This is a genomic window from Bacillus sp. 22483 (assembly GCF_052044605.1).
Lineage (GTDB): Bacteria > Bacillota > Bacilli > Bacillales > Bacillaceae > Bacillus > Bacillus altitudinis.
The window spans coordinates 39173-62222 of sequence record NZ_JBQENU010000015.1 but is presented as its reverse complement, the minus strand read 5'-3'; the positions used below and the strand labels follow the sequence as shown (position 1 = coordinate 62222).

Below are 23050 nucleotides of genomic sequence, written 5' to 3'. Positions count from 1 at the left end.
CTTTGCAGGGTTCGCTTTTTTTAACAGGCCTAATGAAACTTTTTAGGCTTTCTTTCGTAATATATTGATAGAAAAGTAAGAGAATGGGGGAAGAATGTGAGAAAACAGCCGCAACGTCAAATCAGCTTAAATGGATTAAAAGTATGGCGTCTTCAAAATGGAATTATCTCATTGATTTTCTTATTCATCATCATTGGGGTATTTGTAGCTAGTTATTATTTTCAATGGCCATATTGGATTGGAGCCATCCTCATCGGTTTGTGGATTTTACAGGTCATCTTCGGAATCTGGCTCATACCGAAAATCCGTCATCACATCTGGCGCTACGAAGTATTTGAGAACGAAATTGAAATACAGCACGGACTGATACGTGTCACACGTGTCATTGTGCCAATGGTACGTGTTCAGCATGTGGATACATCCCAAGGGCCGCTTTTAAGGCGCTACCGGTTGGCATCTGTTCAAATTTCTACTGCTGCGACAGTGCATGATATTCCGGCACTGGAATTAGAAGAGGCAGATGAGCTTCGCGATTACATATCTCGATTAGCAAGGGTGACGGAAGATGATGTCTGAACCAAAACGTGTACATCCAATCTCGATGTTCATTGATTTTATATCAGATGCCGTATCCATGATCAAAAACTTCATTATCCCTTTTTTCGTGCTTATTTTTGTGAACTCGAATTCAAGTATTCGTTTTTATGCGTTTATCATTCTTGGTGTGCTTCTTTTATGGAAAGCTGTTTCAACCGTTTTAGCATGGAGACGATTCACCTACCGAATGGAAGACGATGAATTTCGAGTAGAATCAGGTGTCATCACCAAAAAGAAAAAGTATATCTCATTAGAACGAATTCAAACGGTGAATACAAGTGAAGGCATCTTCCAGCGGATTTTCGGTTTGGTTCGGGTGCAAATCGAAACGGCAGGCGGGACGGATGGACCTGAAGTGAGCCTGACGGCCATTACAAAAGCAGAAGCTGAGCAATTAAAGCAATCGATTTTCAACCGGAAGAAAAGCTTGCAACAAGAAGAAATGAATGATGAAAATTTAGATCTCCCTGATCCTCTGACAGCGCAACAGCCTGTAGAAAAAGAAATCAGTGTTTCCTACCGAATGGGTATACCAGAGCTGCTTTTGGCTGCGACCACTTCAAGCGGAATCGGCGTCATTATTTCTGGGTGTCTCGCCATTTACACACAAATAGATGAAATTCTGCCTTTGGACGGATTCTTCAAACGGTTTTCTTTTTTAAGTCATGCGAGTGTTGAGATTTATGCGATTCTCATATTTATTGCCGTATTGATTGCGTGGATTCTTAGTGTTGGGGTAACAGCCCTTCAATATGCGAATTTTAACGCAAAACGAAAAGGGAAAGACATCATCATCACAAGAGGACTCATCGAAAGGCATCAAATGACCATTCCGCTTGCGAGAATTCAAGCAGTGAAAATCAAAGAAAATATTCTGCGTGAACCATTTGGTTTTGCGACGGTCATGCTTGTCAGCGCAGGAGGTTCCATTACAGAAAAAGAGACTTCTTCTGTCTTATTTCCACTCATACGGAAGAAAAAAATCAATGAATTGTTAACGCAATTTACAGATCAATATCAGCTGGCACCAGAAAGTGAATTGAAAAAAGTGCCGAAGCGTTCACTGAAACGTTATCTGATATCTTACGGATTTGTTCCATTACTTGTAGGTATAATCCTTTCTGTACGTTTTCCACCATGGGGATATTTGGCGCTGATTCCATTACCATTTGCCTTGTTTTTTGGGTATTTAGCCTATAAACAATCAGGATATGTGATCAAAGATCAACTGATTCAATTAACGACAAGAGGTATCGGCAAGACCACCGGAATTGTTTTAAGAAAACGAATGCAAAACTATACGATGACCCAATCTTATTTTCAAAAGAAAGGGAGGGTGGCAAGTATTCACACCTTTGTGAAGTCCTCTGCCTTGCTTGATTCCTTTGGTGTGCATCACCTTGAAGAGGAAGACGCTGCACGTGTATGCGATTGGTATTCCTATGAAACGAATCAATCAACTTAAACCAAAAAATGTCGATCAGCTCCCGTTAAACAGAGTGATCGACATTTTTTATGAGCTTAATAGCGTCGTTTTTTTGAATGGAAGAATAGGGTGATCGGTGCTAGGATCATGCCGCCTATCAATCCAAATAAGTGGGCCATGATGTTGATGTTCGAGTTGACGAACGTCATAATGACAGAAACGCCGAGAATCGTTAAGATGACCTGAGAATTACCACGGTCCATCATATGTGGTTTAAATAGGACAAGATAAAGATAGACGCCAAATAAACCAAATATCGCACCAGAAGCCCCGACATGTACGTACTCTAAAGGCTCCACCCAATAGGTTCCGAGATTGCCAATGAATCCAGCACCCAGATAAATCACAAGAAATCGAACCTTTCCAAGCAAATACTCAAGTGCTGGAGCGAATAGGAAGAGCGACATGGAATTGAACAGAATATGTGTCAGACTTCCGTGAAGAAAAATAGGCGTTAAAAGCCGCCACCATTCTCCTGCTGCAACACCATAATTAAAACCAACGAGATGGTCCTGCCCAAGCTGGATCATTGGAATAGGGATTGCAAATAAAAGCCATAGGCCGATTTGCAAAGCAAGGATCGCTGTTACGATTGGATACGATCTAATAAATTGTTGAAAGCTCTCCGTTCGAATAAACATAACAAACCCCTTTTGACTAGATAATGGTAAGTTTATAGTAACACGTTTATGAAGCGAACAACCAAATTAGTACGAGTATCATAGGAGGTACCTCATGATTAAAGGAATCGGTATGGATATTGTAGAGATCGGCCGGCTGTCACGAGTGCTTAGCAGGCAGCCCCGTTTACCAGAAAGAATTTTGACTTTACGTGAACAGGAAGTCTTTCGCACACTAAGTGAAAAGAGACAGCTGGAGTTTCTAGCAGGCCGTTTTGCGGCGAAGGAAGCATTCGCAAAAGCATACGGTACGGGAATTGGTCAGTATGTCAGCTTTCACGACATCGAGATACAAAAAGATGCGAACGGAAAACCTCTCATCAAAAGTGAGAAAACAAAAGAAGACTACGTTCATGTATCCATTACACACACAAAAGAATATGCTGCAGCACAAGTTTTAATTGAAAGGTTGTCAAGCTAGTCTGCATATTGTTTGTCCCCCCTTCATATATTGGGTAGTGCGATAAGGAAGGGCGAGTTGCTAACAGGCTTTGATGGTTCGCGGTACGCAGTTAACTCTTGAGGCGTACTGTTAAAGTCAAACAAGCGGTTTCTTCCTTTTAACACAATTAACGAAGGGGTTGAAAAGGGTGAGAAAAAGCTTTGTTTTGCTTGTAACGGGGATCCTTTTTGTACTGATTCTCTCCGCATGCGGTCAAAAATCTCAACAGGATATCGTTGGAGATTTAAACAAAAAGGCAGAGGAAATGACATCATACAAAGCCAAAGCAAAAATGACCATTGAGACAGGAAATGATCCGCAGGAATACCATGTGGAAATTTGGTACAAGAAGCCGGAGCTTTACCGTGTCTACTTAGAAAATCCGAAGAAGGATCAGAGTCAAGTCATTTTAAGAAATGGCAATGGTGTATTTGTGCTGACACCTTCATTAAACAAAAGCTTCCGCTTCCATAGCGATTGGCCGAACAACAGCAGTCAGGTGTATTTATTTGAATCACTTGTGAAAGACATTAAAAATGACAGTGCAGCTCAGTTCAAAGCAAAAGAGTCGAAGTACGTTTTTGAAACAAAAACCAACTATCAGCACAACCAAATGCTGCCGACCCAAGAGATTACCTTTCATAAAAAAACAATGGCGCCTGCCAGTGTGAAAGTACTGGATAGCGATAAAAAGCCAATGGTGAAAGTAGAATTCTCTCACTTTGAATTCAACAAATCCTTTGACAAAGACGCCTTTGATGAGAAGAAAAATATGACACTTTCTCAAATGGATGTTGCCACAAGTGCAGATCCATCTGACAGCTTTGCGGTGAAAACACCTGTGGATATGCCAGAGGGCGTGAAGAAAATGGAAGAGAAAGAAATGACAACAGATGCCGGGAAGCGTTATGTGATGACGTATGGCGGAAAGAAATCCTTCACACTCATTCAGGAAAAAGCGCGGGTAGCAGAAGCGTCTACGCCTGTGACAATGAACGGCGAGCCAGTCGATCTTGGCATGACAGTGGGTGTTCTGACAGACAAATCTCTTTCTTGGACATCTGATGGAGTTGACTACTTGATTTCTTCAAGTGATCTATCGAAGGAAGAGCTCTTGATGGTTGCCAAAAGTGTAGAAGGACAGTCAGCGAAATAGGCGAGATTCTTAACATAACAACAAATCAGCCCTGTGCAGGGGCTGATTTTCTTTGAGTTGTTTCACATTATTCTGGATTTTTAGTATCATATGAGGGGATTGAATCATTCAATAGGGAAGTGTGACGGATGGACACAAACGCCTTTTATAGAGACACATGGGCAGAAATTAATTTATCAGCAATCAAGCATAATGTTTCACATATGAAAGATCATATTGGTCAAAATGTTCAACTAATGGCTGTGGTGAAAGCCAATGCATATGGACATGGAGATATAGAAGTGACAAGAGCTGCTCTCAAAGCAGGAGCAGACGTATTAGCCGTCGCCTTTTTAGATGAAGCCATTTCTTTAAGAAATAAAGGCATCAAAGCACCAATACTGGTACTCGGCGCTGTACCTGCTGAATATGTCAAAGTCGCCGTTCGATACAATGTCATCATGACTGCATACTCCATCGATTGGCTGAGAGACGTCACCAACATGATGAAAGGGCAGATGGGACAGCCTATACGATTTCATTTGAAAATAGACAGCGGAATGAACCGATTAGGTGTGAAAACGATTGAGCAAGTGAACGAAGTGAAAAAACTTGTCAGCGAGCACTCTTATTTACAGCTGGAAGGCGTATTTACTCACTTTGCGACAGCAGATGAAAAGGATGAGTCCTACTTTGATCGGCAGGTCGACACCTTTCAAACACTGCTTGAGCCGCTTCATACGGACAAGCTGCTCGTTCATTGCGCCAACAGTGCAGCGGGTCTAAGGTTTAAAGACGTCTTGTTTAACATGGTTCGCTTCGGTATCAGTATGTACGGGCTGTCACCGTCAGAAGAAATCAAGGATGAACTGCCTTTCAAGCTCGAAGAAGCTATGTCTCTTCATACAAAACTTGCCCATGTGAAGCACATTCAAAAGGGTGAGAGTGTCAGCTACGGAGCAACGTATACAGCCAATCAAGATACGTGGATCGGCACGGTTCCAGTTGGCTATGCAGATGGATGGATCCGGAAGCTGGCAGGAACGGAAGTACTTGTTGGTGGAAAGCGCCGGAAGATCGCCGGAAGGGTTTGTATGGATCAATTCATGGTTGAACTGAAAGACAAGCTTCCAGTAGGGGAACCGGTCGTTTTAATTGGTAAGCAAGGAGAAGACATGGTACCAGTCGATGAAATCGCTAAAAGACTTGAAACCATTAACTATGAAGTCACGTGCTCGATTGGCCACCGTGTTCCAAGAGTATATATAGAAGACGGCAAAAGAGTGCAAGTGCGGAATCCACTCCTTCAAGGCGGGTCAAGTTTTTTATAAACAACATTCAAAAAGAACGATAGTCAAACTGACTTCGTTCTTTTTTATTCGACAAAAATAGGGTAAACATTCTCCCTTTTTTAGAGATTTTGGAAATACCGTATGATTTTCGGAAAAAAGCGTATAATGGGAAAGAGGAACTCCATTATCATCTTGATTTACGGGTGGCGAGCCGCTTCATGTTCTAATAAGAAATCATGAAAAAACAGCTTTGCTTGTGCATTGAATAATGGTATGATTAGTCTTGGAATGGATCGATACGGAATCCGTAAGTTTTGTGGAGGTGTATGTTTTTTGTCTGAATCCAGCGCAACAAACGAAATGAAGATTCGACTGCCGGAGACTTTAATGTCTGAGATCGAACGAGTAGCAGAGCAGGATAAGGTAACAAGAAATGAATTGATCTACCGAGCGACAAAAACGTATATTCGTGAACGTAATATTCGACAAAATCGTGAATCGATGAGACGCGGCTACATGGAGATGGCGAAAATTAATCTGAATATCTCTTCAGAAGCACAATACGCAGAGTTTGAGGCTGAGAATACAGTTGAGCGATTAGTCAGCGGGGGTTAAACATTTGATTGTTAAACGCGGTGATGTTTACTTTGCTGATTTATCTCCTGTTGTTGGCTCCGAGCAGGGCGGGGTTCGCCCAGTATTGGTGATTCAAAATGACATTGGAAATCGCTTCAGCCCGACTGCTATCGTTGCAGCCATAACAGCCCAAATACAAAAAGCGAAATTACCGACTCACGTCGAAATTAATGCAAAGCGCTACGGCTTTGAACGAGATTCTGTCATTCTTTTGGAACAGATTCGTACAATCGATAAACAAAGATTGACAGATAAAATCACACATCTTGATGATGAGATGATGGAGAAGGTTGATGAAGCCTTACAAGTTAGTTTGGCTCTTATTGATTTTTAATATGGTGATACTTGGTTGCTCTATTGGGAGCAACTTTTTTTGTGTTCAATTTTTTTTAACGTTATAATGAAGAAAGACTAAAGAAGAGCTTTAAATGTAAGTAGGGGGTAAAACATGTCGAATCATATCGTGTTAGCTTTTGCAAGAAAGCACCAAAAGGAATTAGAAACAGAGTGGACGGACATTTTAAAACGACTCGGAGAAAAAGAAACGGACATGATGCTGAACGACAAAATGTATGAAACCATCTGTTCGGAATATGTTCAACTCATCATTACATCTCTTTCAGAGGGGGATAATGAAGATTTTGAAGAAAAAGTGCAAAATTTTGCTTTGAAAATCGTTCAAATGGGTATATCACTTAAGTTACTGGCAAACGGTCTAACGGAAATCCGTACACATTTATATGAAAAAATGAACGATGACAAAGATACAACACAAGAAAGTCATGACCTCATCTGGCAAATCGATCGATTCATCACACCCATCCATAATGAGATCTTAAACCAGTATTCCATCTCATGGGAAAAAACCGTCAGCCTTCAAAAAATTGCGCTGCAGGAACTTTCTGCCCCGCTAATCCCTGTATTTGAGCACATCACCGTCATGCCACTTGTTGGCACAATTGATACAGATCGTGCGAAAAAAATTATGGAGAACCTGCTTAATGGTGTCGTCAAACATCGCTCACAGGTCGTCCTGATTGATATCACGGGTGTACCTGTCGTAGACACAATGGTGGCACACCATATTATTCAAGCGTCAGAGGCTGTGAGATTAGTAGGAGCGAAGTGTTTACTTGTCGGTATTCGCCCAGAAATAGCCCAAACAATCGTTAACCTTGGAATTGATTTATCTCAGGTTACAACAAAGAATACCCTTCAAAAAGGAATTCAAACTGCTTTGGAAATGACAAATCGAAAAATTGTTTCATTGGAGGGATAACCAATTGAGAAATCACCCGAAGATTCCAATCTTAAAATTATATAATTGTCTTCTGATTTCAATACAGTGGGAGCTTGATGATCAAACAGCTCTTCACTTTCAAGAAGACTTACTGAATAAAATTCATGAAACAGGAGCAAACGGTGTGGTCATTGACTTAACATCCGTCGATATGATTGATTCATTTATCGCAAAGGTATTAGGCGATGTGATCACCATGTCCAAGCTCATGGGGGCAAAAGTTGTATTAACAGGAATACAGCCGGCAGTCGCTGTGACGCTTATTGAACTTGGCATTTCACTGGAAGAAATTCAGACAGCACTAGATCTTGAACAAGGGCTTGAGACACTGAAGCGGGAATTGGGGGAATAGATATGAAAGACCAATCCTGTGTAAAAATATTGACGGAATGGGACATAGTCGCAGCAAGACAATTGGGGCGCAATGTTGCAAAAGAACTTGGTTTTGGAACAGTTGACCAAGCAAGAATTACGACGGCCATTTCAGAATTAGCTCGTAACATCTATTTATACGCTGGTAAAGGTCAGATTTGTATAGAAGAAGTGATGGAGCGCGGAAAGCGTGGACTCAAAGTCATCGCAGCCGATGAGGGGCCTGGCATCATGGATATACGTAAAGTAATGGAAGACGGATTTTCTACATCAGGCGGACTCGGAGCAGGCTTGCCGGGCGTCAGAAGACTGATGGATGAATTTAAATTAGATTCCGCACCAGAACAAGGAACTGAGATACAAGCTGTCAAGTGGCTTCGCTAGGAGGGAAACCATGGATTTTAAGGAGGTAATGGAGCAGCGGTACCATCAGCTGCTCAGTCGTTATATCAGTGATTTAACTGAAACATCGCTTTATCAAGCTCAAAAATTTAGCCGTAAAACCATTGAGCATCAAATACCTCCTGAAGAAATAGTGAGTGTTCACCGAAAAGTGATTCAGGAGCTTTACCCTGATTTGCCGGAAGATGTCTTTCATTCACTAGACTTCTTAATTGAAGTCATGATTGGATACGGACTTGCCTACCAGGAGCATTTAACACTAAGAGGCATCCAGCAAGAAATTAAGTCGGAAATTGAAATTGCTGCAAATGTTCAGCAAACCCTTCTGGAAACGAAAATTCCAGAAGGAGATACATTTGATATCGGAGCCATCAGTGTGCCGGCAAAACAGATGAGTGGGGATTATTACCATTTCGTAACAGATCACGATACAATCAATATCGCGATTGCAGACGTCATTGGGAAAGGCATTCCAGCTGCGCTCTGTATGTCGATGATTAAGTATGCGATGGATTCCTTGCCAGAGTCAGGCAGCGGCCCAACGAAAGTGCTCAAAACCCTTAATCGTGTGGTCGAGCAAAACGTAGACCCAAGCATGTTTATCACCATGTTTTATGGCAGCTATAATAAAGAAACACATGAATTTAAGTACGCATCGGCTGGACATGAGCCGGGCTTTTTCTATTGCAAAAAAGAGAATCAATTTTACGATTTAGATGCAAAAGGTCTGGTCCTTGGAATTGCACCAGATTTTGATTATAAGCAGTATGAGAAGCATTTGGACGTAGGGGATATGGTGATCTTATTCTCTGATGGTGTCACAGAATCCAAATCGGAGGATGGCTTCCTAGAGCGTGAGGATATCAAAGCCCTGATATCTGAGAACCTATCCTATTCAGCTCAGGAAATGGTGGATTCCATCTATGACAGCTTACTCAAGCTGCAAGAATTTCAGCTGCATGATGATTTTACGTTACTTGTCCTCAAAAGGAAGGTTTAGAAAGTGCATAGACGGGTATATAAAATTCAAGGAAACAAGAATTTCGAGGTGAATGCATAATGAATATGTCTGTAAAAGAGCATCAAATAGATCAAAAAACAAAAATTAGTGTTAGTGGAGAAATCGATGTGTACTCTGCTCCTCAGCTAAGAGAAACACTCATGCCTAAAGCCGAGGCGGGAGAGCATCTAGAGATCTGTTTGAAGGATGTTACGTATATGGATAGTACAGGATTAGGTGTATTTGTTGGGTTGTTTAAAGCAGCTCAAAAAGCAGGTGGAACACTAAAGCTTGAGAACTTATCAGAGCGGCTTGTAAGGTTGTTTGAAATCACTGGACTAAAGGACATCATTGACATTTCTGCAAAGTCAGAGGGTGGGGTACAATGAACGAAACAGTAGATCTAATCGAGATGAAAATACCGGCAAAACCAGAATATGTAGGCATCATTCGTCTGACTCTTTCAGGCGTAGCGAGCCGAATGGGCTATGTCTACGAAGAGATTGAAGACTTAAAAATTGCCGTCAGTGAGGCTTGTACAAATGCAGTTCAGCATGCCTATAAAGGCGCAGATGGCGAAGATGGAGAGGTAGCGGTTCGCTTTCTTGTCTATGAAGATCGTCTAGAAATCATTGTCGCTGATAAAGGCGGTAGCTTTGACTTTAAGCAAAAGCAGGAAGACCTAGGGCCGTACACATCTGCTCATACGGTGGATCAATTGGCAGAAGGAGGTCTTGGTTTATACTTAATGCAAACATTGATGGATGAAGTCGAGGTGCAAGCAAACTCCGGAGTTACCGTGGCGATGACAAAGTTTTTAAACAGGGAGCGAGTTGACCATGACACAACCATCCAAAACTATGAAACTAACTAAAGATGAAGTGGATCGCCTCATTCAAAGCTATCAATCCAACCAAGACGAGCAGGCGCAGCTGACACTAGTTGAGTGTTATACAAACCTTGTGGATATGCTCGCGAAGAAATACTCCAAAGGAAAAAGCTTTCATGAGGATTTAAGACAAGTTGGAATGATTGGTCTACTCGGCGCAATTAAGCGTTATGATCCACTTGTCGGTAAGTCATTTGAGGCATTTGCCATTCCAACCATTATCGGGGAAATCAAACGCTTTTTACGTGATAAAACATGGAGTGTCCATGTACCAAGACGAATTAAAGAGCTTGGACCAAGAATCAAGATGGCAGTTGATCACCTGACAACGGAAACGCAAAAATCACCTAAAGTACAAGAAATTGCAGAATATCTAGATGTAACAGAAGAAGAAGTTCTTGAAACAATGGAGATGGGCAAAAGCTATCAAGCGCTGTCTGTTGACCAAGGCGTAGAGGCAGATTCTGAAGGAAGCACTGTGACGATTTTAGACGTCGTCGGCTCACAAGAAGAAGGGTACGAACGTGTAAACCAAAAAATGATGCTTGAAAGTGTGCTTCACGTTCTGACAGATAGAGAAAAAGAAATTATCAATCTCACGTATTTGCAAAATAAAAGCCAGAAAGAAACAGGCGATTTACTCGGCATATCTCAAATGCATGTATCAAGGCTGCAGCGGAAGGCAGTTAAAAAGCTACGAGATGCACTGTCAGAAGATGCGTCTATGGAGCTAGGGTAATGAAGCAGATCGAACAGCATGAGCATGTAAACGCCATTATCTATCAATCGAACAAAGAAGGAAAATCATGCTGCGGGGACAGTTTTTTTATTAAAGCAGATGATGAAGAACTAATTTGTGCTGTAGCAGACGGATTAGGCAGCGGCCAGTTCGCCAATGAATCATCTTCTTTAGTCAGCGAAATTGTCGAAGAATATGGACATGAGGATGTAATAACCCTCATTGATAGATGCAATCAAGCCATGAAAAATAAACGCGGGGCCACTGTAGCCATATTAAAGGTGAATTTTTCCCAACAGCAGTTTACCTATTGTTCGGTTGGTAACATTCGTTTTATCTTGAATGCACCTTCTGGCGACTATATTTATCCACTTCCGACATCAGGATATCTATCAGGTAAACCTAGAAAATACAAAACATACACCTATTCCTACGAAAAAGGTTCGACATTCATTATGTATTCAGACGGGCTGAATGTGCCAAACATGCGAATGTGTTTAAAGCATAGCCATTCAGTTGCAGACATCGCAAAAGAACTTGAAACATACACACAAGACAAGAAAGACGATCTCACCTATGTACTTGGTCAGCTTACATGAAATAGCTGACCTTTTTTCTGTTTTGCGGGTTTTTTTGATACACTAAAAGAGAAGACACAGTGAGAGGATGCAAAGTATGAAGACATCTGACTTTTTATTGAAACAAATTGCGACAGAATTAAAGCTTTCAACAAAACAAATTGGAAGTGTGATCCAGCTATTAGAGGATGGCAACACCGTCCCGTTTATTGCACGTTACCGGAAAGAGCAGACAGGCTCACTAGACGAGGTGCAAATTCAAACCATTTCTGAACGCTATACATATATCCAAAATGTGACGAATCGAAAAGAAGAAGTGATTCGCTTAATCGCTGAACAAGACAAATTAACAGATGAATTAAAACAGAAGATCGAACAGGCGCATAAGCTGCAAGAGGTCGAAGATTTATATCGTCCATTTAAACAAAAACGTAAAACAAAGGCAAATGTAGCCAAAGCAAAAGGACTTGAGCCGCTGGCGGAGTACTTACTGCAGCTGCCAAACGATGAGATCAAAAAGAAAGCATCGGCTTTTATCAATGAAGAAAAAGAAGTCACAACCGCAGAAGAAGCACTAGAGGGCGCCCAGCACATCATTGCTGAACAGCTTGCGGATGATCCTGATATGCGGAAATGGATTCGCAGTGAGACGTACCAAAAGGGAAGTCTTGTCACATCAGGAAAAGACGTTGAAAACGACGAGAAAAACGTCTATGAAATGTATTACGACTATCAAGAGCCGATTAAAAAAATTGTGCCTCATCGTGTACTTGCGGTCAACCGAGGCGAGAAAGAAGGGATTTTGAAAGCAACCATCGAACCACCTGCTGAAAATATTCGTTTCTACCTCGATAAACAAGTCTTAAAAGGCAAGCAAACGACGGCGAGGCCTTACATTGAAGTGGCCATTGATGATGCATACAAGCGCTTGATTCAGCCTTCAATTGAACGGGAAATACGAAAAGAGCTGACAGAAAAAGCTGAGGAACAAGCCATTCATATTTTTGCTGAAAATTTAAGAAAGCTCCTACTTCAACCGCCGATGAAAGGGAAACGTGTACTTGGGGTGGACCCTGCGTTTCGTACAGGCTGTAAATTAGCCGTCGTGGATGATACAGGAAAAGTCCATCATATTGGCGTCATTTATCCGCACCCGCCTGTGCAGAAAAAAGCGGAAGCCAAACAAAAAGTGAAAGAAATCATTCAATCATCCAACATTGAAGTCATTGCGATCGGAAACGGAACAGCCTCAAGAGAGACCGAACAATTCATCGCAGACTTGATCCAAGAGCTGGACCAGCCAGTTTCATATTTGATCGTGAATGAAGCAGGGGCAAGTGTATACTCTGCATCTGCACTGGCAAGAGAAGAGTTTCCAGACTTGCAAGTGGAAGAAAGAAGTGCCATTTCCATCGCCAGAAGGTTGCAGGACCCATTAGCAGAGCTCGTGAAAATAGATCCGAAGTCTGTCGGAGTAGGCCAATACCAACATGACGTGAGCCAAAAGCAATTAAACAGCTCGTTAACCTTCGTGGTGGAGACGGTCGTCAACCAAGTCGGTGTGAACGTTAATACAGCTTCACAGGCACTGCTGCAATATGTGTCAGGTCTTTCAAAAGCCGTCGCAGGGAACATCGTCAAGCGCCGTGAAGAGATTGGGAGATTCACAAGCAGAAAAGAGCTGAAGGATATCCCAAGGCTTGGTGCAAAGACATATGAGCAGTGTATCGGCTTCCTGCGCATCACAGATGGACAAGATCCACTTGACCGCACAGGTATTCACCCTGAAAGCTATAAAGAAACAAAACAGTTTTTACGCATGATTAAGATGACGCCAGACGATCTTGGTACAGAGCAGTTAAAAGAGAAAATCGCAGAGGTCAAGCTAGACGAAGCCGCACAGCAGCTTGACATTGGTCTAATTACACTCCAGGATATCATCGATCAACTGACAAGACCTGAGCGTGATCCGCGCGATGAAGTACCAAAACCTCTTTTGAAAACAGATGTGTTGAAATTGGAGGACTTGAAGCAAGGAATGGAGCTGCAAGGAACGGTAAGGAACGTCGTAGACTTCGGCGCATTCGTTGATATTGGTGTAAAGCAGGATGGACTTGTCCACATTTCCAAGCTAAGCAATCGCTTTGTGAAACATCCGCTTGACGTGGTATCAGTTGGTGACATTGTGACCGTATGGGTAGACTCCGTTGACCAGGCAAAAGGTCGGGTGGCTCTTTCGATGCTAAAACCAGATTAAATAAAAAACGAGGCGCACCTTAGGATGGGGTGTGCCTTGATGTGACTGAATGTTTTTTTCTATAGAAGTACCAGCATTGATTAAGCAATTTGATTTGATAATGATTTTTCTCATAAAATGCTTTCTGCATCTGATTTTTCAGCCAGTTGGGCATCGCCCATTCCTCCTTTGATCAAAACAGTGGGTGTACCTTCAATGTATGCAAAGAGGAAATTGTCCCGTTCGAGGTTTTTATAGAAAGGAACGATCTTGATTGAACGAGAGAGAGTTACAGCAGTTAACAGAAGACATTTCAGAGCAGTTCTTTGGTAAGGCGTTTCGCCATCAGGCTGTTTTCAATCCCCGTTTAAAAACGACAGGCGGGAGATATTTACTTGGAACACACAATATCGAATTGAACCGGCGATACCTAGAAGAACATGGACGAGAAGAATTAATCGGGATCATCAAGCATGAGCTGTGTCATTATCATCTGCATCTTGAGGGAAAAGGCTATCAGCATCGTGACCGTTCCTTTAAAGAGTTATTAAAACAAGTAGGAGCCCCGCGTTTTTGTACAGCGCTAAAGACCGTACAAAATAAACGACGTGGACAGAAGCGACAAGAATATGTTTGCACAGGATGCGGTCAGTATTTTATCAGGAAAAGGCGAGTTGATACCTCTCGTTATGTGTGCGGCGTCTGCAAAGGAAAATTAAAATGGCAGCGTACAATCGGTTCAGAGTGATATGCATTCCTTTATGGGATGCTTTTTTTGTGAGATGAAGTAGACATATTGAGACAAATAGAGACGCGAGTCTCATTTTGTCTCTTTTTTGATCGATGGGAATCGCTCAAATCCTAAGCTTTCAAGCGCCATGATGTTGGCACGCTTTTTGCTTGTATAGAAGTGCAAGCAAAAAAGATAGGAGGTTTTAACATGGAAATGGCACTTACAAAAGAAAAAGCCGTTTGGATGTATCAAAAAATGCAGGAGATTCGCCAATTTGAAGATCAAGTACACATGCTTTTTACAAAAGGGATCTTGCCAGGTTTTGTCCATCTTTATGCTGGTGAAGAAGCTGTTGCTGTAGGAGTCTGCGCTCATCTGAATGAACAAGACAGTATTACAAGTACACACCGTGGCCACGGTCATTGTATCGCCAAGGGCTGTGATCTAAAAGGAATGATGGCAGAAATCTATGGAAAAGTCACAGGTCTTTGTAAAGGTAAAGGTGGATCTATGCACATTGCAGATTTTGATAAAGGAATGCTCGGTGCTAACGGGATTGTTGGAGGCGGCTTTCCACTTGCGTGCGGGGCAGCCCTCACGGCTAAATATAAAAAGAAAGATAATGTAAGCGTTTGCTTTTTTGGGGATGGTGCTAATAATCAAGGGACTTTTCACGAAGGAATCAATCTCGCTGCCATCTGGAAACTGCCAGTCATTTTCATCGCAGAAAATAATGGTTACGGGGAAGCGACGCCATTTTCGTATGCTTCAAGCTGCAAATCGATTGTGGATCGAGCCGCCAGTTATGGTATTCCGGGTATTCAAGTGGATGGAAAAGATGTGACAGCCGTTTATCAAGCAGCAGAACAAGCGATAGAACGAGCAAAAAATGGAGAAGGTCCGACATTGATTGAATGCATGACATATCGGAATTATGGTCATTTTGAAGGAGACGCTCAGCGCTACAAAACCAATCAAGAAAAAACCGAACATCAAGAAGAGAAAGACGCCATCACTCTTTTTAAAAATGAATTATTAAAGCAGCAGCTGCTAACGGATCAAGAAATATCAAGTATTGAAGCGTCTGTAGCAGAAGCGATAGATGAAGCCGTTAGATTTAGTGAAGAAAGTGAATATCCAAATCAATCCGAATTATTGACCGACGTATATGTTTCGTATCAATAAATCAGAAAGGGGAGAGGGAAATGACAAGAGAAATCAGCATGTCTAGTGCTTTGAATGAAGCGATTAAACTGGCAATGAGAAGAGACGAAGATGTCATTTTAATGGGAGAAGATGTTGCAGGAGGCGCTCATGTAGATCACTTACAGGATGATGAAGCATGGGGCGGTGTTCTTGGTGTAACGAAAGGAATCGTTCAGGAATTTGGACGTGAGCGTGTCCTTGACACACCGATTAGTGAAGCCGGTTATGTAGGTGCGGCCATGGCAGCTGCTTCAACAGGATTAAGACCAATTGCGGAGCTTATGTTTAATGATTTCATCGGTACTTGTTTGGACCAAGTGCTGAACCAAGGCGCAAAATTTCGATACATGTTTGGCGGAAAAGCAGAGGTGCCTATCACGATTAGAACGACACATGGGGCGGGTTTTAGAGCAGCTGCCCAGCATTCACAAAGTTTGTATGCGCTATTTACAAGCATCCCTGGTTTGAAAGTAGTTGTGCCTTCTTCACCATATGATGCCAAAGGGCTGCTGCTGGCAGCCATCGAGGATCAGGACCCTGTCATCTTTTTTGAAGACAAGACGCTTTACAATATCACAGGAGATGTGCCGGAGAGGTATTACACATTGCCGCTTGGTCAAGCAGATGTGAAGAGGGAAGGTTCTGATGTAACCATCTTTGCCGTGGGCAAACAAGTGTATACAGCACTCGAAGCGGCAGAGCAATTGTCTGCTCAAGGTATTGAAGCGGAAGTAATTGATCCAAGAAGCTTGTCGCCGCTCGATGAGGAGGCCATTCTGACTTCAGTAGAAAAAACAAATCGACTTGTCATTGTCGATGAAGCAAATCCAAGATGCGGAATTGCCGCAGATATCTCTTCTTTGATTGCAGATAAAGGATTTGATTTACTGGACGCACCAATCAAAAAAGTGACGGCTCCTCATACACCGGTACCATTTTCTCCACCTCTTGAAGATATATATCTGCCAACACCTGATAAAGTTGTGAACACCGTATTAGAGATGATTGGCAAGAGTCATGACAAGATCTTGAACTAGAGAAAGGAGAGAGGGAGATGGCTGTCGAAGTTGTGATGCCTAAATTGGGCATGTCGATGAAAGAAGGAACGGTATCTGTTTGGAATAAAGAGGTCGGTGAGACCGTAAATAAAGGAGAAAGCATTGCAAGTATCAACTCAGAAAAAATTGAAATGGAGATCGAATCACCTGCAGAAGGAACCATATTGGATATAAAAGTACCTGAGGGAGAAGGTGTACCGCCTGGCACGGTCATCTGCTATATCGGTGAAAGAAATGAACAGGTGGGGGAAAAGAAAGATAGAGACATCCAGTCAAAACCAAAGAAAGAGAGAAAGAAAATCTCCCCTGTTGCCCGTAAAATGGCGAATAGCGCAAATCTAGACATTGATACGCTAGTGGGGACAGGACCAGGTGGAAGAATTACGAAAGAGGATGTGCTTCGTGCACTTCCTGAACGGAAAGAGAAGAAACAAAACGAGACAGTGCAACAGCCTATTAACATGATGCGGAAAACAATTGCCTCAAGAATGATGGAAAGCCTGCAAACAAGTGCACAATTAACCATTACGATGAAAGCGGACGTGACAAAACTAACAAACCTACAACAACAGCTGAATGAAACAGCCATCGCACGTTACGAGACAAAGTTGACCATCACCGATTTTGTAGCCAAAGCAGCGATCCTATCGTTGTTAGAACATCCTGCGATGAACAGTCAATATCATAACGGAGTTGTCGAAACCTTTGAGAATGTTCATCTTGGGATTGCTGCTGCGTTAGATAACGGATTGGCTGTACCGGTCATTCAGCATGCGGAGCGGTTAACGCTGATAGAGCTGGCGAAGGGCATTAAATTGTATGGTAAAAAAGCACGTGAAGGAAAGCTTCTACATGACGAAATCAAAGGTTCTACCTTTACCATCACCAATCTTGGAGCGTATGGTGTAGAGCATTTCACACCAATTTTGAATCCGCCGGAAGCGGGGATCCTTGGTGTCGGAACAATGTATGACACCCCTGTTTATCGAGAGGATGAATTGTGCAAAGGGACCATCCTACCACTCAGTCTTACGTTTGATCACCGCGTGTTGGACGGGGCGCCTGCCTCTGCATTTTTATCAACGGTCAAAGCACACTTAGAAGAACCAATATCCATTCTTTTATAGGAAGAAGGTGAATGTACCATGACACTGGTCATTATAGGAGGCGGACCAGCAGGTTATGTGGCGGCCATAACAGCCGCCCGTTTTGGCAGGGAGGTTGTGTTAATTAATCAAGGTCAGCTGGGAGGTACCTGCCTCAATGAAGGCTGTATCCCGACCAAAGCACTTTTGCAAAGCGCCGATATGTATGAGTATGTGAAATCGGCTGGACATTTTGGCATTGAGCTTCCAGAACATGAGCCTATCATTCAATGGAATGCTGTCCAAAAGCGGAAACAGTCTGTCGTCAAGCAGCTCACTGATGGTGTTCGTTACTTGATGAATAAAAACAAAATTACCGTGGTAAATGGGAAGGCTTCATTTCTATCAGCACATGAGCTATTCATAGAAAGTGAAGGGAAGTCTGAAATCATTCAAGCAAAACAAATCATTATTGCAACAGGGGCTGTGCCTGCGGCTTTACCGTTTGCACCTTTTGATGGCGAATGGATCATTCACAGCAAGGACGCCATGTCACTTTCTTCGATCCCAGATTCACTTTGTATCATTGGGGGCGGGGTGATTGGCTGTGAGTTTGCGAGCATCTTTAGCAGAATGGGATCAAAGGTTGTTATGGTTGAACGGGCAGTGCACATTTTACCAGAAGAAGATCGTGATACAGCACAATGTCTTCACGAGCAGCTCGAAGAAACGGGTGTAAACATTTTGACGTCCGCCACAGTCAAACAGCTTGATTCCACTTCAAGAAAAGTAGTGGTGGAGAATAATCAAGGAGAACGTTGTGACATCCAGTCGGATCTTTGCTTAGTGGCCATTGGCAGAATTCCGCAACTTGGAGAGTTGAATCTTGATCAGATTGGAATTGAATTTGATAGAAACGGAATCTACGTCAATGAACATATGCAAACCAATCTCCCGCATATTTATGCGTGCGGTGATGTGACAGGTGGTGTCCAGCTTGCTCATACTGCCTTTCATGAAGGGACGGTTGCGGCTTCCCATGCATCAGGTGAACATATAAAGGTCAATGAACAAGTGATTCCGAGGTGCATCTACACCTCTCCAGAAATCGCGAGTGTTGGTTTAAATGAAGAGAGTGCTAGAAAACAATATGAGGAGATTCGGATAGGGACATGTGCATTTTCTGCAAATGGAAAAGCATTAATCTTAAATCAACCAGCCGGTCACGTAAAGGTCATTGTAGAGCCGCAATATCAAGAAATATTAGGCGTTTCAATCATTGGACCGAATGCAACAGAAATGATTGGACAAGCGGCGGTGATGATGCATGCAGAGTTGACCGCTGATACATTAGAGCAGTTTATTGCGGCACATCCGACACTTTCAGAGGCAATACACGAAGCCGTTCTGCAAACCATTGGAAGAGCGGTGCACTGCTGAAAGAGACTCCTTTTCTATCCAATTGACTTCTTGGGTTAGCCAATGATAATTGAGAGCGCTTTTATGTTTATCTATAATGAATAAAAAGCCCCCAGAGGAGAGGATGGAATGAATCCGACGCCTTGTTATTTAAATACGTGGAAACGTTTTGTTCGTGAAGGTTTGCTTGATCAGTCTCGTCTGAATAAGAGAGTGGCAGAATCATGGCACAGGTGTAAACAGGCAAATGTGAATCCGTATTTAGATAAAGGACAGTCGTTGTTAGAAAAGGAACGATTCAGTGCCCAAAAAAAGAAATATTCATTATTCCTAAATGCGGCTCTTCCTTACTTAAATAAAATCAATCAGCAATTAAAAGATTCTGATATGCTGGCCTTACTCATCGATGCAGATGGTTATGTGCTAAGTCTGACAGGAAGCGAAAGAACGATGGTGGAAGCCAGAAGAATTAATTTTATGGAGGGTTCACGCTGGACTGAAACAGATGTAGGGACAAATGCGATCGGAACGGCACTCGTCATCGGAGAAGCGGTGACGATCAACGGAACGGAGCATTTTTCTATCGCCTCTCATCATTGGAGTTGTTCAGCTGCTCCAATTCGCGATGCGGACGGTACGATCATAGGGGTGATTGATATCTCCTGTATGACGGATAACAAGCACCCTTTTATGCTTGGAATGGCTTCAACAGTTGCTTATGCCATAGAGAGAGAAATTCAAGTCGAGCAAAAAAGGAGAGAGATGGAACTGATCACTCATTGTCTCCAGCAGGTGGAAGCAGATGAACCGTATGTGGTCTGTAATGAAAAAAAGCAAATTGTGTCTGCCAGCAGGTCGATTAGAGATCGATTTTCAGACTGGCATGGAATGGATGTTGATCGGCTTAAGGATCATTCATTTGTTATCCGGGGAAAGCAGATCATTCAATCAGAGCAAGATGGGAAGGTGCTAGGCATATCCCTTTCTCTTGAAGAAGCAGCGAAAAGCAGCATGACCGTTTCTTTTGCTCAATTTCCTGGGGAATCAGGAACAAGTAAGGTATTTCAACAGACGCTTAGTGAGATGAAGAGAGCGGCACAAACAGATGCTCATGTGTATATTTGGGGAGAAACAGGGACAGGGAAGGAACTCGCCGCTAGAGCCATTCACTCCGCCAGTGAAAGGCATAAAGGGCCGTTTATTGCTGTTAATTGCGGAGCCATTCCTGAAAGCCTGTTAGAAAGTGAGCTGTTTGGCTATGCTGAAGGTGCTTTTACAGGAGCAAAACGTCACGGAGCTAAAGGGAAATTTGAACAAGCCCATAAAGGAACACTCTTTCTAGATGAAATAGGAGAAATCCCATATGCGATGCAAGTAGCGCTTCTTAGGGTGATAGAAGAAAGGGCAGTCGTACCGCTCGGCGGGACACACGAAATCCCTTTGGATATTCGAATCATTACAGCGACTCACCGTAATATGAACGAACTGCTGAAGGAAGGAAAAATACGAGAAGACTTGTATTACCGTCTTCATGTCTATCCGATCAATATCCCGCCGCTTAGAGAAAGAAAAGAAGACATTCATGATTTATATCGTTATTACCAAAAGAAGCATCACTGGAATGCAGCGTTTCCTGAATTATTTTTTCAGAAATTACAGGCGTATCATTGGCCAGGAAACATAAGAGAGCTTTTTAACCTGTTTGAACATCTAAGGGTCCTCTTTCCGAAAGGCGGATGGATTGGTGAATCGCAATATGCTTCAGTATTAGAGACGATTGATCAGAAAAAACAGAAGCTGCATCCAGCGGAGCAACCCGAGACTTCAAAAGAACTCACATTCAGGGAACGCATTCAAAAGCAAACAGTGATAGACGCACTGCATAAAACAAAAGGTCATGTGTCAGAAGCAGCGAGGTTAGCAGGAGTGCCAAGAAGTACTTTTTATAAGTGGATGCGAAAGTTTCATCTGTCTTAATCTTATGAGGAAGGCTGCATCAAGGCCCTTGGTCTACGTGGAGGTCGGGGGCTTTCTGTCAAGTTAAACAAATGGCATGGAAAAAGGCTTGACTGTTATATTAGTATATGTTAAATTATAAAAGCCGTCGCAAATGAAGCAGGAATGAAACGTTTAAAAATTCTTGACACATTTTTCTGGCATAGATATAATGAAACATGTCTTATTATTCCGCAGTAGCTCAGTGGTAGAGCTATCGGCTGTTAACCGATCGGTCGTAGGTTCGAGTCCTACCTGCGGAGCCATAATGGAGAAGTACTCAAGTGGCTGAAGAGGCGCCCCTGCTAAGGGTGTAGGTCGCGTAAGCGGCGCGAGGGTTCAAATCCCTCCTTCTCCGCCATTATCATATGGCCCGTTGGTCAAGCGGTTAAGACACCGCCCTTTCACGGCGGTAACACGGGTTCGAATCCCGTACGGGTCATGTTTTCTTTTTATGTTGATTCGTTGGGCTATAGCCAAGCGGTAAGGCAACGGACTTTGACTCCGTCATGCGTTGGTTCGAATCCAGCTAGCCCAGCCATTTTTTATATATGTTTTTCTGCATAGCAGATGAGCCATTAGCTCAGTTGGTAGAGCATCTGACTTTTAATCAGAGGGTCGAAGGTTCGAGTCCTTCATGGCTCACCATTKTCAYGCGGGTGTGGCGGAATTGGCAGACGCGCTAGACTTAGGATCTAGTGTCTTTATGACGTGGGGGTTCAAGTCCCTTCACCCGCATTGTTTTTTCAAACAGTGCACTTATGAATATATGAGCACATCATACACGCGGTCGTGGCGGAATGGCAGACGCGCTAGGTTGAGGGCCTAGTGGGTGAATAACCCGTGGAGGTTCAAGTCCTCTCGGCCGCATCTAAGAAACCAAAGGTTGTAGACCTTTGGTTTTTTGTTTTATAAAACTTTAAAATAAATCAGTCCACTCACCTTGAGTAAGTGGACTTTTTTGTTTGAGATCGATATTTTTATATAATGTCGTCCAATTTTTCAGCCATAGCCTTTTGTTTGTTAGGAAATAAGTGACCATATACATCTATTGTTGTCCGAATAGATGCGTGTCCTAGTCTTCTTTGATTGTATGATATTCTTTTCCTTGATCAATTAATATTTCAAAACTTCGCTTTTAATGTTCCGTTAATCAGTACAAGTTTTTTAGTGTGGTAGTTTATTTTTCATCATGCTTACCGAAAGATTTTTCATAGGAAAAATACGCACGCATGATATTTTCTAACAAGTTTATAAGTTGAAAAGCCTTGATATTTTTTAGTAAAAATAACCTATTATACAAAATATATTCATGTTATAATATATTTTGATCAAAAACCAAATTTTAGGGGGAATTATTATGAATAAACTTAACAAGGGTTTAATTGTTTCAGTATTATCTATCTCTTCATTAGCTTTTCCAACTTTAACAAACCAAGCATCTGCCCAAGAACCTACAAATGTACAGTATAATGTACAACCTGCTAATAAACTCGCTATGGATTACCACATGCGAACGAATCGAAATATTACATTGCTAAACGGCTTCTCAAGATGGGAAATCATCCATGGCAACGATATTATTAGCATTAATTCTAGTGGAGTTGTATCTTCTCATTTTAAAACTGGCGTAGCATTGGTTTATGCCTATGATAAAAACGATAAGCGTCTCATTTATAAGATTACGGTACACAGTTCATAATTTTGTTTAGAAGGAGTGTTTATTCAACTCCTTTTAACCTTCTTTAATTACATAGATTTTTAGAAGTT

The 23050-nt window shown here is 42.3% G+C and carries 25 protein-coding genes, 7 tRNA genes and 1 pseudogene; 30 read left to right on the top strand and 3 right to left on the bottom strand.

The annotated features are described in order from the left end of the window. Window positions 1-96: 96 nt before the first annotated feature. Both ACTJJQ_RS17440 and ACTJJQ_RS17435 read left to right on the top strand, forming a co-directional pair. A complete protein-coding gene (locus ACTJJQ_RS17440; protein WP_008346922.1) occupies window positions 97-576 on the top strand; it encodes a PH domain-containing protein in 480 nt (159 codons plus the stop codon). Beyond that, window positions 566-2062 (top strand): PH domain-containing protein, encoded by a 1497-nt coding sequence (locus ACTJJQ_RS17435; protein ID WP_144668450.1) that lies wholly within the window; start codon window positions 566-568, stop codon window positions 2060-2062. The genes ACTJJQ_RS17440 and ACTJJQ_RS17435 overlap by 11 nt, the downstream gene beginning before the upstream one ends. A 56-nt stretch (window positions 2063-2118) precedes the next feature. Here ACTJJQ_RS17435 and ACTJJQ_RS17430 read toward each other — a convergent pair whose 3' ends face one another. Then, window positions 2119-2724: a rhomboid family intramembrane serine protease gene (locus tag ACTJJQ_RS17430; protein ID WP_007496491.1), complete on the bottom strand. Its 606-nt coding sequence runs from the start codon at window positions 2722-2724 to the stop codon at window positions 2119-2121. Window positions 2725-2818: 94 nt separating this feature from the next. On the opposite strand from ACTJJQ_RS17430, the gene acpS reads away from it, so the two are divergent. The 14 genes from acpS to ACTJJQ_RS17360 all read left to right on the top strand — a co-directional run bounded on the left by acpS (window position 2819) and on the right by ACTJJQ_RS17360 (window position 13805). Then, window positions 2819-3184 carry a holo-ACP synthase gene (gene acpS, locus ACTJJQ_RS17425; RefSeq protein WP_017366663.1) on the top strand — a complete coding sequence of 122 codons (366 nt, stop codon included), beginning with the start codon at window positions 2819-2821 and terminating at the stop codon, window positions 3182-3184. 160 nt (window positions 3185-3344) lie between these two features. After that, complete coding sequence (locus ACTJJQ_RS17420) at window positions 3345-4361, top strand: outer membrane lipoprotein-sorting protein (RefSeq protein WP_007496489.1); 1017 nt, start codon at window positions 3345-3347, stop codon at window positions 4359-4361. Between the two features lie 128 nt (window positions 4362-4489). Further along, the gene (gene alr, locus ACTJJQ_RS17415; protein WP_047946997.1) at window positions 4490-5671 is read left to right on the top strand and encodes an alanine racemase; all 1182 of its coding nucleotides are present in this window, start codon (window positions 4490-4492) and stop codon (window positions 5669-5671) included. Between the two features lie 294 nt (window positions 5672-5965). After that, window positions 5966-6247 carry a hypothetical protein gene (locus ACTJJQ_RS17410; RefSeq protein ID WP_012008995.1) on the top strand — a complete coding sequence of 94 codons (282 nt, stop codon included), beginning with the start codon at window positions 5966-5968 and terminating at the stop codon, window positions 6245-6247. 4 nt (window positions 6248-6251) lie between these two features. Next, window positions 6252-6602, top strand: coding sequence for a type II toxin-antitoxin system endoribonuclease NdoA (gene ndoA / locus ACTJJQ_RS17405; RefSeq protein WP_003214169.1), 351 nt, complete (start codon window positions 6252-6254; stop codon window positions 6600-6602). Window positions 6603-6716: 114 nt separating this feature from the next. Next, window positions 6717-7547, top strand: a complete 831-nt coding sequence (locus ACTJJQ_RS17400) for an RsbT co-antagonist protein RsbRA (protein ID WP_058336383.1) — start codon at window positions 6717-6719, stop codon at window positions 7545-7547. A gap of 4 nt (window positions 7548-7551) precedes the next feature. Then, entirely contained in the window at window positions 7552-7920 is a 369-nt protein-coding gene (gene rsbS, locus ACTJJQ_RS17395) for an RsbT antagonist protein RsbS (protein ID WP_003214235.1), read from the top strand. Between the two features lie 2 nt (window positions 7921-7922). Beyond that, window positions 7923-8324 carry an anti-sigma regulatory factor gene (locus tag ACTJJQ_RS17390; RefSeq protein WP_003214085.1) on the top strand — a complete coding sequence of 134 codons (402 nt, stop codon included), beginning with the start codon at window positions 7923-7925 and terminating at the stop codon, window positions 8322-8324. 10 nt (window positions 8325-8334) lie between these two features. After that, window positions 8335-9342 (top strand): PP2C family protein-serine/threonine phosphatase, encoded by a 1008-nt coding sequence (locus ACTJJQ_RS17385; protein WP_017358394.1) that lies wholly within the window; start codon window positions 8335-8337, stop codon window positions 9340-9342. Window positions 9343-9401: 59 nt separating this feature from the next. Beyond that, the gene (locus ACTJJQ_RS17380) at window positions 9402-9731 is read left to right on the top strand and encodes an anti-sigma factor antagonist (protein ID WP_017358393.1); all 330 of its coding nucleotides are present in this window, start codon (window positions 9402-9404) and stop codon (window positions 9729-9731) included. After that, window positions 9728-10216, top strand: coding sequence for an anti-sigma B factor RsbW (rsbW, locus tag ACTJJQ_RS17375; protein ID WP_048001251.1), 489 nt, complete (start codon window positions 9728-9730; stop codon window positions 10214-10216). Before ACTJJQ_RS17380 ends, rsbW begins: the two co-directional genes overlap by 4 nt. After that, complete coding sequence (gene sigB, locus ACTJJQ_RS17370) at window positions 10182-10970, top strand: RNA polymerase sigma factor SigB (RefSeq protein ID WP_012009000.1); 789 nt, start codon at window positions 10182-10184, stop codon at window positions 10968-10970. The genes rsbW and sigB overlap by 35 nt, the downstream gene beginning before the upstream one ends. Next, window positions 10970-11569: a PP2C family serine/threonine-protein phosphatase gene (locus tag ACTJJQ_RS17365; protein WP_024719202.1), complete on the top strand. Its 600-nt coding sequence runs from the start codon at window positions 10970-10972 to the stop codon at window positions 11567-11569. The genes sigB and ACTJJQ_RS17365 overlap by 1 nt, the downstream gene beginning before the upstream one ends. A gap of 76 nt (window positions 11570-11645) precedes the next feature. After that, window positions 11646-13805, top strand: a complete 2160-nt coding sequence (locus tag ACTJJQ_RS17360) for a Tex family protein (protein WP_406886851.1) — start codon at window positions 11646-11648, stop codon at window positions 13803-13805. Between the two features lie 19 nt (window positions 13806-13824). Here ACTJJQ_RS17360 and cmpA read toward each other — a convergent pair whose 3' ends face one another. Continuing rightward, window positions 13825-13959, bottom strand: a complete 135-nt coding sequence (gene cmpA, locus ACTJJQ_RS17355) for a cortex morphogenetic protein CmpA (RefSeq protein ID WP_008346893.1) — start codon at window positions 13957-13959, stop codon at window positions 13825-13827. Between the two features lie 99 nt (window positions 13960-14058). Between cmpA and ACTJJQ_RS17350 the strand changes: the two genes are divergently transcribed. The 13 genes from ACTJJQ_RS17350 to ACTJJQ_RS17290 all read left to right on the top strand — a co-directional run bounded on the left by ACTJJQ_RS17350 (window position 14059) and on the right by ACTJJQ_RS17290 (window position 22150). Beyond that, window positions 14059-14532: a SprT family protein gene (locus tag ACTJJQ_RS17350; protein WP_035704229.1), complete on the top strand. Its 474-nt coding sequence runs from the start codon at window positions 14059-14061 to the stop codon at window positions 14530-14532. Window positions 14533-14724: 192 nt separating this feature from the next. After that, window positions 14725-15702: a thiamine pyrophosphate-dependent dehydrogenase E1 component subunit alpha gene (locus ACTJJQ_RS17345; protein WP_406886852.1), complete on the top strand. Its 978-nt coding sequence runs from the start codon at window positions 14725-14727 to the stop codon at window positions 15700-15702. 20 nt (window positions 15703-15722) lie between these two features. Continuing rightward, window positions 15723-16760, top strand: coding sequence for an alpha-ketoacid dehydrogenase subunit beta (locus tag ACTJJQ_RS17340; protein ID WP_098680548.1), 1038 nt, complete (start codon window positions 15723-15725; stop codon window positions 16758-16760). Window positions 16761-16777: 17 nt separating this feature from the next. After that, entirely contained in the window at window positions 16778-17908 is a 1131-nt protein-coding gene (locus tag ACTJJQ_RS17335) for a dihydrolipoamide acetyltransferase family protein (RefSeq protein WP_406886853.1), read from the top strand. A gap of 18 nt (window positions 17909-17926) precedes the next feature. Further along, window positions 17927-19306 carry a dihydrolipoyl dehydrogenase gene (gene lpdA / locus ACTJJQ_RS17330; RefSeq protein ID WP_256689028.1) on the top strand — a complete coding sequence of 460 codons (1380 nt, stop codon included), beginning with the start codon at window positions 17927-17929 and terminating at the stop codon, window positions 19304-19306. Between the two features lie 108 nt (window positions 19307-19414). Then, window positions 19415-21262, top strand: a complete 1848-nt coding sequence (locus ACTJJQ_RS17325; protein ID WP_440600444.1) for a sigma-54-dependent Fis family transcriptional regulator — start codon at window positions 19415-19417, stop codon at window positions 21260-21262. A gap of 209 nt (window positions 21263-21471) precedes the next feature. Next, window positions 21472-21546: transfer RNA gene (locus ACTJJQ_RS17320), tRNA-Asn, on the top strand. A gap of 4 nt (window positions 21547-21550) precedes the next feature. Continuing rightward, window positions 21551-21641: transfer RNA gene (locus tag ACTJJQ_RS17315), tRNA-Ser, on the top strand. A gap of 9 nt (window positions 21642-21650) precedes the next feature. Then, window positions 21651-21722: transfer RNA gene (locus ACTJJQ_RS17310), tRNA-Glu, on the top strand. A 24-nt stretch (window positions 21723-21746) separates the two neighbouring features. Beyond that, window positions 21747-21821: transfer RNA gene (locus tag ACTJJQ_RS17305), tRNA-Gln, on the top strand. 31 nt (window positions 21822-21852) lie between these two features. Continuing rightward, window positions 21853-21928 (top strand) — tRNA-Lys (locus tag ACTJJQ_RS17300). A gap of 7 nt (window positions 21929-21935) precedes the next feature. Further along, window positions 21936-22018 (top strand) — tRNA-Leu (locus ACTJJQ_RS17295). 48 nt (window positions 22019-22066) lie between these two features. Beyond that, a tRNA-Leu gene (locus ACTJJQ_RS17290) sits at window positions 22067-22150 on the top strand. A gap of 110 nt (window positions 22151-22260) precedes the next feature. Here ACTJJQ_RS17290 and ACTJJQ_RS17285 read toward each other — a convergent pair. Then, a pseudogene (locus tag ACTJJQ_RS17285) lies at window positions 22261-22403 on the bottom strand (tyrosine-type recombinase/integrase); the annotation flags it as partial. Between the two features lie 237 nt (window positions 22404-22640). Between ACTJJQ_RS17285 and ACTJJQ_RS17280 the strand changes: the two are divergent. Next, entirely contained in the window at window positions 22641-22982 is a 342-nt protein-coding gene (locus tag ACTJJQ_RS17280) for a hypothetical protein (RefSeq protein ID WP_109718374.1), read from the top strand. Window positions 22983-23050: the final 68 nt, after the last annotated feature.